General features: G+C 52.4%; 13 protein-coding genes and 3 pseudogenes. 14 read left to right on the forward strand and 2 right to left on the reverse strand.

The window, feature by feature from the left end; all coding sequences use genetic code 11:
- The first annotated feature begins 122 nt into the window (after positions 1-122).
- The 7 genes from arsL to AC3Y5R_RS05130 are packed head-to-tail and all read left to right on the forward strand — an operon-like array spanning position 123 to position 6,640.
- Entirely contained in the window at positions 123-1,394 is a 1,272-nt protein-coding gene (arsL, locus tag AC3Y5R_RS05100; protein ID WP_489920421.1) for an arsinothricin biosynthesis radical SAM protein ArsL, read from the forward strand.
- 13 nt (positions 1,395-1,407) lie between these two features.
- Entirely contained in the window at positions 1,408-1,683 is a 276-nt protein-coding gene (locus tag AC3Y5R_RS05105; protein ID WP_187514499.1) for a hypothetical protein, read from the forward strand.
- Between the two features lie 10 nt (positions 1,684-1,693).
- Positions 1,694-2,899, forward strand: a complete 1,206-nt coding sequence (locus AC3Y5R_RS05110; RefSeq protein WP_489920422.1) for an ATP-grasp domain-containing protein — start codon at positions 1,694-1,696, stop codon at positions 2,897-2,899.
- Positions 2,868-4,088 (forward strand): MFS transporter, encoded by a 1,221-nt coding sequence (locus AC3Y5R_RS05115; protein ID WP_489920423.1) that lies wholly within the window; start codon positions 2,868-2,870, stop codon positions 4,086-4,088. The genes AC3Y5R_RS05110 and AC3Y5R_RS05115 overlap by 32 nt, the downstream gene beginning before the upstream one ends.
- On the forward strand, positions 4,075-4,866 hold the full coding sequence (gene arsM / locus AC3Y5R_RS05120; protein ID WP_187514496.1) for a putative arsinothricin biosynthesis methyltransferase ArsM: 792 nt from the start codon (positions 4,075-4,077) through the stop codon (positions 4,864-4,866). Before AC3Y5R_RS05115 ends, arsM begins: the two co-directional genes overlap by 14 nt.
- A gap of 10 nt (positions 4,867-4,876) precedes the next feature.
- On the forward strand, positions 4,877-5,974 hold the full coding sequence (locus AC3Y5R_RS05125; RefSeq protein ID WP_489920424.1) for a GTP-binding protein: 1,098 nt from the start codon (positions 4,877-4,879) through the stop codon (positions 5,972-5,974).
- A 3-nt stretch (positions 5,975-5,977) separates the two neighbouring features.
- Positions 5,978-6,640 (forward strand): MIP/aquaporin family protein, encoded by a 663-nt coding sequence (locus tag AC3Y5R_RS05130; RefSeq protein WP_187514494.1) that lies wholly within the window; start codon positions 5,978-5,980, stop codon positions 6,638-6,640.
- A gap of 39 nt (positions 6,641-6,679) precedes the next feature.
- On the opposite strand, the gene AC3Y5R_RS05135 is transcribed toward AC3Y5R_RS05130, so the two are convergent.
- Positions 6,680-7,177, reverse strand: a complete 498-nt coding sequence (locus AC3Y5R_RS05135) for a GNAT family N-acetyltransferase (RefSeq protein ID WP_489920425.1) — start codon at positions 7,175-7,177, stop codon at positions 6,680-6,682.
- A 244-nt stretch (positions 7,178-7,421) separates the two neighbouring features.
- Between AC3Y5R_RS05135 and AC3Y5R_RS05140 the strand changes: the two are divergent.
- A pseudogene (locus AC3Y5R_RS05140) lies at positions 7,422-7,754 on the forward strand (metalloregulator ArsR/SmtB family transcription factor).
- Positions 7,755-7,869: 115 nt separating this feature from the next.
- Here the strand turns inward: AC3Y5R_RS05140 and AC3Y5R_RS05145 are convergent.
- Positions 7,870-8,115, reverse strand: a pseudogene (locus tag AC3Y5R_RS05145) (transposase); the annotation flags it as partial.
- A gap of 46 nt (positions 8,116-8,161) precedes the next feature.
- Between AC3Y5R_RS05145 and AC3Y5R_RS05150 the strand changes: the two are divergent.
- From AC3Y5R_RS05150 to AC3Y5R_RS05175, 6 genes and pseudogenes are all read left to right on the forward strand, one after another.
- Positions 8,162-8,741, forward strand: a pseudogene (locus tag AC3Y5R_RS05150) (transposase); the annotation flags it as partial.
- A 354-nt stretch (positions 8,742-9,095) separates the two neighbouring features.
- Positions 9,096-9,500 carry a TIGR03757 family integrating conjugative element protein gene (locus tag AC3Y5R_RS05155; RefSeq protein ID WP_489920426.1) on the forward strand — a complete coding sequence of 135 codons (405 nt, stop codon included), beginning with the start codon at positions 9,096-9,098 and terminating at the stop codon, positions 9,498-9,500.
- Positions 9,497-10,471: a TIGR03756 family integrating conjugative element protein gene (locus AC3Y5R_RS05160; RefSeq protein WP_489920427.1), complete on the forward strand. Its 975-nt coding sequence runs from the start codon at positions 9,497-9,499 to the stop codon at positions 10,469-10,471. Before AC3Y5R_RS05155 ends, AC3Y5R_RS05160 begins: the two co-directional genes overlap by 4 nt.
- A 61-nt stretch (positions 10,472-10,532) precedes the next feature.
- Entirely contained in the window at positions 10,533-11,897 is a 1,365-nt protein-coding gene (locus tag AC3Y5R_RS05165; RefSeq protein ID WP_489920578.1) for an integrating conjugative element protein, read from the forward strand.
- On the forward strand, positions 11,897-12,244 hold the full coding sequence (locus AC3Y5R_RS05170) for a hypothetical protein (protein WP_489920428.1): 348 nt from the start codon (positions 11,897-11,899) through the stop codon (positions 12,242-12,244). Before AC3Y5R_RS05165 ends, AC3Y5R_RS05170 begins: the two co-directional genes overlap by 1 nt.
- A gap of 9 nt (positions 12,245-12,253) precedes the next feature.
- On the forward strand, positions 12,254-13,780 hold the full coding sequence (locus AC3Y5R_RS05175) for a conjugal transfer protein TraG N-terminal domain-containing protein (protein ID WP_489920429.1): 1,527 nt from the start codon (positions 12,254-12,256) through the stop codon (positions 13,778-13,780).
- The last annotated feature ends 26 nt before the right edge of the window (positions 13,781-13,806 follow it).

The raw sequence follows: 13,806 nt of genomic DNA on the forward strand, positions 1-13,806 counted from the left end.
TACGTTCTTTGACAATAATTTGCGCGGGGTGGTATAAGTAAGTCGAAACTATCCAGCGGGTTATCATCCGCTAACACATAAAACATTCGCCATATGTTATATAACTTCGCGCAGGTGAACGGATGAATGTATTGCTTGTTTCCATCTTTGAAGGCGGCTACCAGCCGATAACCATCTCTACGGCCTACCAGGCGCTGGCAGGGGAAGCCGCTGTCACTAACATTGACGTCCTGGATACCTACGTACACGGGCCGGATGAATCAAAAATCAGAGGGCGGGATCTCATTTTTATTTCACTGCCGCTGTTCGATGCGGTGATGCCGGGGGTTGAGTTGCTCGCAACCATAAAACGCCTGAATCCGGCCACAAAAGTGTGTTTCTATGGCCAGCATGCCACCATTCATGCGACCCGACTGACAGAGAAAGGAGCGGATTTCTGTATCCTCGGCGACTGGGAGTTAACCATGAAATCCCTGATTAACGCCCTTTTTACCGGCGCCCGCATATCATTGCCCGGCGTTATGAATCAAGGCGATATCACTGAACCGGCGCCCTTTTTTTCCAAAAAAGGTTTCAGTGTGCCCAACCGGAAAATCCTCCCTTCACTGGATAAATATCCCAATAAGCAGCTAAACAAGCTGCTCGGAAAAGATGTTACTGTCGGGTCAACAGAACTGGCAAGGGGATGTAAGCATAAATGCCTGTACTGCTCGGTCTACGCCGCTTATGACGGTCGGGTGATAAAAATTCCCGCTGACATTATCATCGACGATGTCAAAAACATGGTCGACGGAGGCATGACGCACCTGACCTTTATTGATGCAGACTGGTTCAGTACCCGGCATTACGGAATAGAAATTCTCACCGATCTTCACAAAATCCACCCTGAACTGACATTCGATATTACGACCCGGGTGGATCACATTATTGAAAATGAAAGTCGCATGGCGCTTCTGAGGGATCTGAACGTAAGAATTATCACTTCCGCGCTGGAGTTCCCCAGCGACAATGTCCTGAGGATATTCAACAAGCAGGTCACCGTCCGTGATACGGAGAAGGCCATCCGCATAATGAAGAGCTCCGGCATCATGCTGAACCCCACATTCATTATGTATAACCCTTGGGCGGGACTCAGGGACATGGAGCATTTCCAGGAGTGGATAGACGGCGTCAACCTGCGTGACGATATTGACCCCATTCAGTTTGAAACCCGCCTGTCGCTCTATAAAGGCTCGCCCCTGCTTCTTTCGGATGACATAAAAAATGTCAGCCTCACTGAATACGATTTCCACTATGACTGGTCCCACAACGATCCGTGGGTTGATGAGCTTTACGCTGCAAGTGTCACCCCGGCTGAAGAAGGCGTGTTCAAGCGCTGCTGTCTCAAATGCTGACAGGATAATCAACATGTTTATTAATGAATTTTCAAAGCTGACTGCCTTTGCGCAGGAAAAATCCACTCTGGAAGCTGGCACGCTGGGCCTGATCAAAATGGCCGTGCTGCTGGCAATGGACAAACCGGAAGAGGCAAAAGCACTGATGCTTGAATATAAAAACGCCGGAGGCGGGCAGGATAACATTGATGCCGTCTTTGCCATTATCGCCAGCGTAAAGCTTTCGTATATCTACAGTGAAACCGTCAAGAATGAGAAGCCTTCGGGTTCTTCTTCGTGCTGTTCATAAGGGGCTGAGAATGGAACACGGTTATGTTGTTCTTATTGGAAGCAGAGACCCTGAGCAGGAAACGCGCATCATCAGAAAGCACGGTTACAGGGTGCTGCTGATCAATACCCGTATATCCCTGAAAGAACTCTGCTTTGTGGACAGAGCCATTGAGGCAGACCTCAATGACAGTGACGGTATTACCAATCAGATAACTGCTCTCCTGCAGGACGGCATGCACCTGGTTTCTGTTCTTACGCTGAATGAGTACCGTACCGAGCTGGCAGCGAAAATCGCAACCCTGGCGGGCACCTGCTTTCTGTCTGAACAGGCGGCGGCCATCTGCAGAAACAAATCCAGCGTCAGAAACGCGCTCCGGGGAACGCCGCTCGACACCGTGCCTTACGTTGTGAATGAAAACATTCGCGCGCTGCTCAGTGACACTGAAGGTATGGATTTTCCGGTAGTGGCCAAACCGGAAAATGATGCCGGCAGTAACCACGTCTACATCTGCCGGAACACAGAGGAGCTCTGGGATGCGGTCAGCATCATCGGTAATCTGAAAAAGAACCATGTCCTTCAGGCGATGGGAGGCCGGACGCTGATTGAACGGTATCTGGAGGGCCGGGAGTTCAGCGTGGAAGCATTATCTGACGTGTCATCCACGCGCGTTATTGCCGTTACTGAAAAGTTTACTCAGGGCAGTGTTGAAAAAGCTCACCTGGTACCGGCACGCATAAGTCCGGAAGAGCGGAACGCCATAAAATCTTTTGTTTCTTCCCTTCACAAACAGCTGGACATCCGGCATGCCGTTACGCATACCGAAATCAAGCTGCACGAAGGTGTGCCCGGCCTGATAGAAATTAACGGCCGTATCGGAGGAGACAATATTGCCGATCTCGTCCGGCTCACCACCGGGCTGGATTTGTTCGAGGCAGCGCTGCTTCTGTCGCTGGGGCATTCCGTGGATGACGTTCTTACCGCACTGGGCTGTGTCACAGAAAGCCCGACATCGGCCATGAGTATCTTTCTGTTTGCCGCTGAAGACGGGTATGTCCGTTATAAGTCCTGCCCTTATCCGGTGCAGCGGGCTTTTCCGGCGGGTTCTTTCGTCACCCGGACGACCAGCAACTACACCCGACTGGGTTCTTACATTATCTCCAGTGCATCCTCTTTAGATCCGCTTGAAAGGATTACCGAGTCAGATGAATACTTCACCGTTGAATGCTGTCAGTGAATCCACCCGCGATAATCGCAGGATGCAACTGCTCCTCTGCACAGCTGTTTTTCTGCTTGTCAGCGGAACCGGGATTATTGCCCCGTTGCTGGCTCCGTATGCCGGCACCATGGGTATATCAACCTATGCGATCGGCTTCCTTTTCAGCGGCTTTTACATTGTCAGGCTGATAATCGGCACGCCCGTAGGGTTTTTCTCAGAAAAATACGGGGCGAGAACGACGCTTATCGTCTCTCTTGTGGTCTATCCCTTTGTCTCGCTAACCTATTTTTTTGCCGGTGATGCCGTTACCCTTCTCGGCGCCCGCCTGTTGCACGGTATCGCCTCCGCCATGATGTTGCCCATGGCCATGGCTTACATGGGTAATATCAGCCTCAGGGGAAGGGAAGGATATTACATCGGCATACTCAATACGGTTATCCTGTCCGCCGGCGCGTTCGGTCCGGTAGCGGGCGGTTTCATAGCCCAGTACTGGGGCTTTCGTGCAGCCTTTTCGTGTCTTTTCTTTCTCTCACTTATCTCCCTGCTGGTTGTGATCCTGCTGCCACACGAGCACCCGACGCAGAATACGTCACAGAGCAGAGCGACACCGGACAGTGCACGGCAGACAAGCGTCACCCTGACCCGCGGCGTCATTGTGCTGGCACTGTTCAATACCGTCATTGCCGTCTTTGATATTTTCATCATTTCCTTCTTCCCTCTGTATGCGCTGAAGATGAATCTGTCTCCCTCCGTTCTGGGAACCCTTATTGCCGTAAACAGCCTCATCATGGCTGGGCTTCAGATCCCCTTCGGGCGACTCGTCGATCGGCACTCCAGGCAAACTTGTATCCTTATCTCGGTCGTCAGCATGTCGGCAAGTCTTCTGCTCACCCCGGTGATTAGCGGATACGCGGCTTGGGCTGGGCTCTGCTTCTTTGTCTGCACGACTGCCGTCAGTGTGGCGCTGTGCATGGCTGGCGTGTCGGCTTTGTCTGTGGAAACCGGTAAGAAGAACGGTATGGGCAGGATCATGGGTTTCCTGGGTTCTGCCAGCAGTTTTGGTATGGTGATCGGCCCGATGCTGAACGCATTTCTCGTCGATCGCGTGTCTTATAACTCCATCTTTTATGTCACCGCCGCCCTGTGGCTGCTCACAGGCGCTGTATTTGTTTGCGTAACCAGAGGCTCTCATCATGACCACCACTAACTGCTGTGCCCCGGCAAAAGCGCCGGCGCTGAATCCCATCAGGGAGTTTTACAATCAGGCTGCCCTCGGGGGATCGGGATATTCTCAGGGAACGGATAAGTTTTCTCCCGGCGCCCCCACGGAAAGCATCCTCCGCTACATTGCGGCCCGGCAGCCATCAACCATCCTGGATATCGGCTGCGGGATGGGGACCACTCTTTTCGACGCCGCGCCAGTTCTGCATCAGCCGGAGAAAATAATCGGCATCGACTTTAGCGACAATATGATCAAGCTGGCCCGTCAGAGAAAAGCTGAAACGGACGCCCCCTTCACGGAGAAAATGGCATTTTTCGTTGCAGATGCTCAGGATCTCCCCTTCATGGATAACGCTTTTGATTTCATTTACAGCGAATGTGTCCTCAACCTGGTGCCGGATAGGAATAAGGTTCTGCAGGAGATTCATCGCGTCCTGTCACCAGGCGGCATTTTCATTTACACGGACTTTGTTGCGTACGAAACCGTTCCGCAAAACATCCGTGAAAACATCAACCTTATGAGCGGATGCCGCGCAGGCAGCCTGCTACTGAGTGAAAACCTCACCTCTCTTGAGCAGAACGAATTTACCTCTTTCGTGGTGGAAAACCATACGGATGATAAAAACCTGCGTTACGCCCAGATGCTTGAAAACAGCGAAGAATATAAAAAGCAGTATTTTGAGCTGCAGGAAAAAGAGCCGGAGGCTTCATCATTTATTGAACACAAACTGGGTTATTACCTTGTGAGCAGTCTCAAAAAATAAGGTGGCCACAATGAAAAAAGTAAAAATATTACTGCTGAGTGGATTTCTGGGGGCCGGAAAGACCACGACGGCCCTTAGGCTGATTTCACATGTTGAAAGAAAAGGACTGTCCGCAGTATACATTGCCAATGACCAGGGAAGCCTGCTGATTGATACCGAAATGGGTGAAGGTAAGGGCATAGTGACCAGGCAGGTCGGGAACGGGTGTTTTTGCTGCCGATTTGAAGATCTGATAGAAGCGGTACAGGGCCTGATTGCAGAAAAACAACCGGACGTCATTATTGCAGAAGCCGTGGGCAGCTGTACGGATCTGGTTTCAACGGTCATCAGGCCGCTTAAAAAGTACTACGGCGCTCAGTTGGAAGTGCTGCCTTTTCCGGTGGTGCTGGACGGCAACCGCTACGCTGATATGCAGCGCCTGCTTGGAACCCGTCTGAGCTACCTTTTTACAAAGCAGATAGAAGATGCGCAGATAATTGGCCTCTCCAAGTCAGACAGTATTCCTGACGACGACCGGGCAGCGTTTATTGCGGCGTTGCATCAGCAATATCCGGCCAAGCCGGTTATAACCTATTCCTCGCAGACCGGTGACGGCATCGCTGAATTTGCCGATGCGCTCATCTTCACGCCTCAGCTGTCTGCATATACCCTCACGCCTCTGGAGATTGATTATGAAACCTACGGGGCCGCTGAAGCCGATATGGCGTGGGTGGATATAAGCCTGGACCTGACGGCCAATGACCGGCTTATTGCGCCTGATGTCTGGATCCGGACCTGTCTTGAGAATCTGAGATCTGCCCCCTCACTCAGTAACCGGGTGATTGGTCATATTAAAATAGCACTGGGTAACGGCGTGACACTCACAAAAGCAAGCCTGGTCGACATACATAAAGAAATCCAGTTTGATGAGCGTTGCTGCGATCCGGCAGAAGCCTGTGTCGCACTCATCAATGCCCGCGCTGAAGGGCAGCCGGCTGAAATTTATGCGATCGTGGAGGCGGCGGTCAAACATACGGCCTCACTGACAGAATCGCAGGTCATCTTCCGGGAACATAATGCGTTCAGTCCCGGTATGCCGACACCCGTTCACCGCATCCTTCAGGACTGACCCATGAAGACTTTATGCAATTGTAAATCCCGTGATGTGCTTTCGGAATGTCTCGGTACATTCATGCTGGTTATGATTGGTGTCGGTTCCATTTCTGTCAATGAAATCAGCGAGGTAATTGGCAATTTCGGTATAGCGCTCAGTTTTGGTCTGGCCGTTTACTTTTGCATAAATTTGTTCTCGGCCAGCAGCGGGGCACACCTGAATCCAGTGGTCACCATGATTTTTTATCTAATCAGGGCCTGCTCTCTGCGCTCGGCAATGAGCTACGTCCTGGCTCAACTGCTGGGCGCAAGTGCTGCAGCCTTGTGCCTGAAGGCCGTGTTTGGTCATGCGCTGCTGGCAGGCGTAACCCGGGTTCATATGGACGTATCCCTATATAACGCGTTCTTCATTGAGGGGATCATGACGTTTTTTTTAATCATGAGCATCCTGACAACACGGAATGCCGCCATCATCAGCATTGCGGTCTTTCTGGATGCCTTTATCGGCGGCCCTCTAACCGGTGCTAGCATGAATCCCGCCAGAAGTTTCGGCCCGGCTTTCGCCATGGGGTACTGGGATAACCAGTGGCTGTACTGGTGCGCTCCGCTGTGCGGCGGTCTGGCAGCCGTCTTCTGCAGTCAGTTCATAATGCAGAATCCCAAGGCCATCTCCGTAGAATAATGTTAATACCCTGGATGCCTCCGCTCAGCGGAGGCTTGTTCAGTAACAGACCGCACGGCTTCTGCGTTCAAAAATCAGAACATCGCGCCATACGCCATTCATTTCCCCAACCTTTTCCCTGCAGCCAACCTCCCTGAATCCCAGGCCGAGATGCAGGGAAATGCTTGCCTTATTTTCCGGAAATATGCCGGCCAATATGGTCCAGAACCCGGCCTTTTCTGATCCTCTGATGAGCTCCGAGAGCAGCGCTTTGCCCACTCCGCAACCCTGATAGCCGGAACCGACATAAATGCTCAGCTCAGCAACGCCGCGGTATGCATTCCGGCGGGAATAGAGAGATAATGCAGCCCATCCCGCCACACTGTTCTCAACACAGGCAACATAACGGCATTCCCTGATATGACCGCTGTCCCATTCCTGCCATTCCGGTGGTACCATCTGGAAGGTGGCATTGCCGGTAGCAATCCCCTCCTGATAAATCTCCCTGACTGCATTCCAGTCTTCATCGTTCATCTTTCTTATGCTGACTTTTGCCATCTTAACTGTTCCGTATCTAAGGTTATATTAAGTAGCCGACAGAAATGGCGCCTGCCACGGATTTTGGGAGGCGAACCGGGCAGCGTACCCGGGCAGTGCTGCCACCCTGTCGTATTACGTGAACCGCACCTCTACTTTGGCCGATTCATATGCATTTATCCATACATATAATTGCTAATCTTTTTCTTTACCCTCAGACCATCTTCTGACTGAACAGGAGTTAATATGTCACTGCTACCCCCTTATGTTTTTCCAGGCTCTTGCTGAGGAAACCCGTCTGGCTCTGATCCCCCTGCTGTGTGAAAAAGGCGAACTTTGCGTTTGTGAGCTCTCCGCTATCCTGCAGAAATCCCAGCTAAAAATGTCCCGTCATCTTGCCCTGCTGAAAGAAAGGGGCATCCTGCATGACCGGTGCTAGGGGAAGTGGATCCATTATCGCCTTTCCCCGCATATGCCGGCCTGGGCGGCAGCCTTTATTGAGTAGGCTTACCCTTGTCAGCGGGATGCGCTTCTGCAACTGACCCGTCAGGCTGAACGGGATAACGCAACCACCAACGGCAACCCTATCTGTGTCTAAAAATCTTGCGCTTACATATTCGTTTTATCGAATGTTATAGCTATTGCATGACATCGTTTTTAACCGGTTATTGTATTTCAAAGGAGCAGTTGTATTTAAAGTCAATGAGTGCTGGTCAGTTTATCACCCATTCACTGTTATCTCGGAGCATCGCATTCAGGATCGTGATTAGCTTTCTCATGCAGGCTGTTAATGCGACCTTTTTCACTTTCCTCTGGGCTACCAACTGATCATAAAAGGCTTTTATCCGCACGTTGCTTCGTGCTGCCGATAATATTGCCATGTATAACGCAGTTCGAACCGCCGAACGTCCATCCCAGATCGTTCGTTTACCTTTCAATGTTCCGCTTTCACGTGTGAGTTCAACGGGTCGATGCAACGTCATCCTTAATCAAGGGGGTGTTGCCATGAAACGAAGAACGCGGATTCACTACACGCCAGAACAGAAAGCCATTATCTGGAACAGATATAAACAAGGTGATTCCTTGCATGATATCGCCAGAATGTTCGACAGATACCATTCTTCCATCATGCCCAGTATCCGCCAGACTGGTGGATACTGCCCCCCTTGTCCGAAAGCGGCACCGGTTAGCTCTTTCGCTTGATGAAAGAGAGGAGATATCCAGAGGACTGGTAGCAAAACGTAGCATCAGGGACATCACTGACAAATTATCAAGAGTCCTCTCAACAGTTAGCCGCGAGATCAAGATGCATGGGGGCAAAATAATACCGTGCAGCAAAAGCGGATACTGCTGCGTGGGAAAGTGTTCTGAGACCAAAACTTTGCAAGCTAATTGAAAGCCCCACATTGTGTAAAATCATTGCAGAGAAGATGCATCAGGACTGGTCGCCGGAACAAATTGCTGGTTGGCTGAAACGTTGTTATCCGGATAATCAGGAAATGCATGTGTCACACGAAACGATTTATAAAACGCTTTTTATACAAAACCGGGGAACATTAAAAAAGAACTACAGCAATGCCTCAAACCAGACTGTCAGATTAAGTCTGAGCTAATACACGTTAGCTCATGTTACAGATTACCTTTATTATTTTCCGCCATCTCATGCAGACTGGGAGGCGAAAATGCAAAGCGCAATCTCCCCGGACTGGAAGCCATACCTGCGGCAGGGGGAAACACGCTGGGTAATTGAGCGGAATGCCGCCGCAGTGGGTTTTACGGGATATTTTCATGCGGAATTGAAATACCTGAAGTTGCTTGCAGGGCAGGAGGCTGACCAGCAGGCCGGATAAATTTTCGTAGACAGATATTGAGTTGTTTACTGACGTGAACAGCGTATCGACGCACCTTAGGCGGGTTATCCGCTTAAGGAGTATTCTCTATGAAAAAACTCATCAGCTGTTTGTCGGCACTGTGCCTGTCTGCCAGTGCCTGCGCCGGCACCGTCATTTATACTGACAGTTCGAACCCCGTTAGTTCCCCTTCACCCGATATCCCTGTCGTATATCTCGATGCGCCCGAGCATGTTCAAACGGATATCTTTGGCACCCTCCCGGCAAATCCTGCCCTGGCTGAAAAACAGGCCCGGGATGTTCTCAACTCACCCGCGTTCTCATCGCAACAACAGCAATTGACCAGCGCCTATCAGGGGGTGATGAAAGCCTGGTCACTGGGGGTGACCAAATATCCTGCGGTCGTGTTTGACGATAAATGGGTGGTTTACGGTACCACGGATGTCAGTGTGGCCATGCACCATTTGGCGGACTGGCGGGGGGGAAACCAATGAAATTTTCTTCACCTCGTTCTCGCCGACTGCTGCTGGCCACGTTGTTGACCGGCAGTGGGTTGTGTGCAGCCAGCGTCAACACAGCCAGCCTGATTTCCAGTGCAGCCAGCGTCTCCTGTATCGGCTGGAAGGTGAAGGGGATCTGCTACTGGCTCCTTTGCACGCCTTTTGGCTGCTCTGTCAAAACGTCCGTAAAGGTTGAACATTTCATCCCGGAAGCTGTGGTGTCAGCCTATTCCGGCCCCGGCGATAATCCCTGGACGGAAATGTCAGCGGTCAGCGGTGCGGCCGGCAGCGGAGAAAGTAGCGTCATCGGTTCTCTGAGCGGCGTCAGCGCGGGCGGGGGACAACAAGAAATGAAGGCCCCCGGGCTGCGTAAACAGAACCTGCATTTTCACTATGCCGATGCCTATGGCCATCCGGCCACCACGCTTATCGGAGGACAGATAGCAGGGTACTCCTGCAAGTCCGCCGCCAAGCCTTTCGTTCCTTACTTTGTCAGTTCGCTCGATGCGCTGGTTTGGCGAAGCGGTCTGCCGGAAGGCCTGTACCCGGAAGCCCTTATCCCCGGACAGCGTGAGCTGGGCAGTCAGGCCGGGGTCAATATGTGGGGAAATATCTATCCGCGTAGCGGTTTTGTCACCCAGGAGGACGGGTATAAGTCCGCAGCCGTCGTCGCCCAGCGCGTGGCCGATGTCATCACCCGCACTGGCCAACTGCACGTCTACCAGCCGCTGGTAGGCCAGCAATCCCCAGGCTACTGGCCACCTGCACCGGTGAAAGAGAATACCGGTACCCAAAACCATAAATGGCAACGTCTTTCTCCGACGCTCTCTTCCACCTGTGCAGTTTTCCCCGACACCGGCGCGACGGTTTCTCAGGACGGTAATTATGCCTGGGCACTCTGGCAACCTTACAGCTGCTGTAAACGCCGCGGTCAGACCTTCCTTTCCAGCACTGATTTTTCGTGAGACTCACACTATGACAATGCTAAAAAAAGTCCCTCTCGCTCTCCCGTTGACGTTGCTGGTGATGTTAGCCAGCGGCACACCCAATGCATACGCTGAGGTCACCACCTCTCCCAGCGGCGCTTCTGCCAACGGGGCCATCAGTGACGGCCTGTTTTATTCCATTGGCGGCGGCTCGGTCATATCGCCACCCGCTTCCCGAAACAGCATGACGCGTCTGGGCATGAACGCCGGCATGAGCAGCGACCTGATGTGCGGTAATTTTGACCTGAAAACGACGGTAGGTAATCAGCTTAACGGTGTGACCAGCGGCTTTAAGGATCTGATGGGCACCGTGATGCAGGGGGCTACCGGCGCGGTCTCCAGTATGCCGGCGATGATTATCCAGCGCGCCAATCCCGGGCTGTATGAAATGCTGACCAACGGCGTGCTGCAGGCCGGACTGAGTTTTGACAAGGCCAAACTCAACTGCCAGAACATGGCCAATAAAATGGCCGATTATACGATGGGGAACAAGTGGACGCAGGCGGCAGTCACCGAGGAGTACAAGGATATTGTCGCCTCCAGCGACGGTGATGCCGTCAGCAGCGACCAGAAACTGCAGAAGGCGACGGGTGAGGACGGGGCGACATGGATCGGGGGACAGAAACGCGGCGGTAAAGGGCAGCCAGCCATTAAACCGACGCATGACCTGGCTAAAGCCGGTTACAACATGATGAACAACCTGCCTGTGACCAGCAACAACAACGTAGGCGCTTCAAGCTGTAACGGCTCGGTTTGCCAGCGTTATCCGAATTCAGAAGCCGCTGCAGCAGCGGTCGTAAAAGTACTGGGAGATCGTTCTATCCGCACCTGCCGTGATGCCAGTGTATGCAACAGCGGTGGGGGCGAGAATGCAGCCGGCAGCACGGTTGCCGGCACGGGGTTTGCACCAATACTTGAGGATACGACCAAAGAGAACCTGGATGAACTGACTAAACTCGTTGGCGGCTCAGATGCGCCGACGGCGGATAATCTGGCCAAGCTTAAAACGGGTAGTCTGGTGGTAACGCGCGGGGTTATTCAGTCCCTGAAAGACGACCCGGACAACGCGGCGCTGGTACAGCGCCTCGCCGGCGAACTGGCCATGTCTGACACCGTGGAACAGGCGTTGACCATGCGACGCATGCTGACTACCGGCCAGTCTGAACCCAATGCGGCCGACCAGCCGGAAGCGCTGGCTGAGGGGGACCGTCGCGTTGATGCACTCGACCGGGAGCTGGCCGCGCTGAGTAACGAAATGGCATTGAGAAAGTCCATCAGTAATAACAGTCTGCTCACGACCCTGGAACGTCAGGGTGTACGCAATCAGGACAGCCGCCTGCAGCAGCACAGCGGAAGTCAGGATCAGGGATTCAATAACATGAGCCAGAAATCAGGAGCGCAATAATGACGATACCCGTCTCCCCTCAGCGTCGTTTTGGCCGTATGCGCCGTTTCGTGCTGACTTTTCTGGTTATCCTCTCGCTGACTGTGGGGCTTTTCTTCATTGCCTCAGTGCTGTTTGAAGCCGATCCGGATGGGCATAAGGTGCGCGACTGGCTGAGTGCCAGCCGGTACGGTCTGTTTGTCTGGCGGCTGGCAATTTATACCGGGCTTTGCTGGGCCTGGTTTTACGTTGTGCGACCGCAGGTTGTGAAGAAATCCCCAGGTCAATCACTTCATCGCCTTGAGTGGATGGCGGCGGGTTTTATTATCGTTATCGAATTCGCCGCCTGGCGTTCCGTACTGGCATAAGGAGGCGTCATGACGGCCAACAGTTTTCTGGAGTACTTCCTGGTGTTGTTCGGCTGGATGCTGAATAACGCCCTGTGGAACATCCTTATCAGTACGGGACTTTTCGCGCTGCCTCTGGTTTTCAAGGTATTGGGCATCTGGTTGAAAGTGCGAGAAGAAGGTGCCGATGAGGGAAATAAAGGCGTTCTCGCACTGCCGCGGGTTGAGCACGCGCTCTACGTATCATTTTGCGTGATGCTGTTCTGCTGCATTCCACTGTTGCCGGTCGATATCAGCACCATTAAATTCGACACTTCACGGGCGAAACAGTGCGGCGTAAGCGTGCCTACGCCGCAGAACTCGGGTTACAAGGGGCTTGTTAACGACTTTGACGGCAAGACGGCAGAAGTCCCGGTCTGGTGGTATCTGTTGCATATGATCTCCAAGGGCATCACCCAGGCGATGATTGCCTCGATCCCCTGCGGAGACCAGCTCCGCCAGATGCGCTTTGACGTGCAAAACACCAAAATTCGCGACCCTATAGTGCTGCAGGAAGTGCAGGACTTTGCAGATCAGTGCTATTCCCGTTCTTACTTCAAGCTTAAAAACAGCAACAGCCAACTGAGTGACGCAACAATCAATTCAGTAGGGTGGATAGGCAGCAGCTACTTTCTCAATACCAGTGGTTACTATGATTATTACACATCGACCAGTCCGCGCAGCCAGTGGCCGTATGACAACGCCCGGGACAGCGGCTATCCGGATCTGGGAAAAGGCGGTTATCCTACCTGTAAACAGTGGTGGTCTGACGGCTCTAATGGCCTGAAGGCCCGGGTGCTGGCCAATATGGATGAGTCTACCAAGGATGAGCTACAGCGGAAATTTAGCAAGGATCAGTGGGAGGAGATGGCGCTGCGCTGGCTGGTGAGTCCGCGCAACGTTGGGCTTTCAGGCAGCGGTGAGACTTATGCTACTGGCAGCAGTGATGTGGGCTCAGGTCTGGCATTTAACGTGACCCGTCTCGTGTCGACAATTGGTGTGGGAATTAAGCAGGCCGAAGCGTTGCCGGGGTTTGATGCGCTGAAGCAGGCATTGCCAATGATACAGGCTCTGCTTGAGATGATGATTATCATCGTCATTCCCGTGCTGATGATGTTCAGCGCCTATGAACCAAAGACGGTGGTGACCATATCGTTTGCGCTGTTTGCGCTTATGTTTATCACTTTCTGGTGGGAACTGGCGGGCTGGCTCGATGACAGGATGATTACCATTTTGTATGACAGCATGTCCGCGCAGGGCATTTCGAACAGCAGTGTGCCTTTTGCGGAATTTACCAGCTCAACCGCTGATGGTTGGATCATGAACCTGGTGTTGGGAATGATGTATGTGGTCTTCCCCATGTTCTGGGTTGGGATGCTAGGTTGGATAGGAGTAAATGTAGGTGATGTAGCGAAGTCTTTGTCACAAGGAGGTAAAATGCCGCAGGAAGCAGGTGAAAAGGGAGGTAAATTGGCAAAAGATGCTGCAACATCGGCTGCAACTAAAGGCATAAAATAACAAAGACTAGTAACTTGGAATGGATT

The sequence above is a fragment of the Erwinia sp. 009765445 genome, from assembly GCF_058137865.1.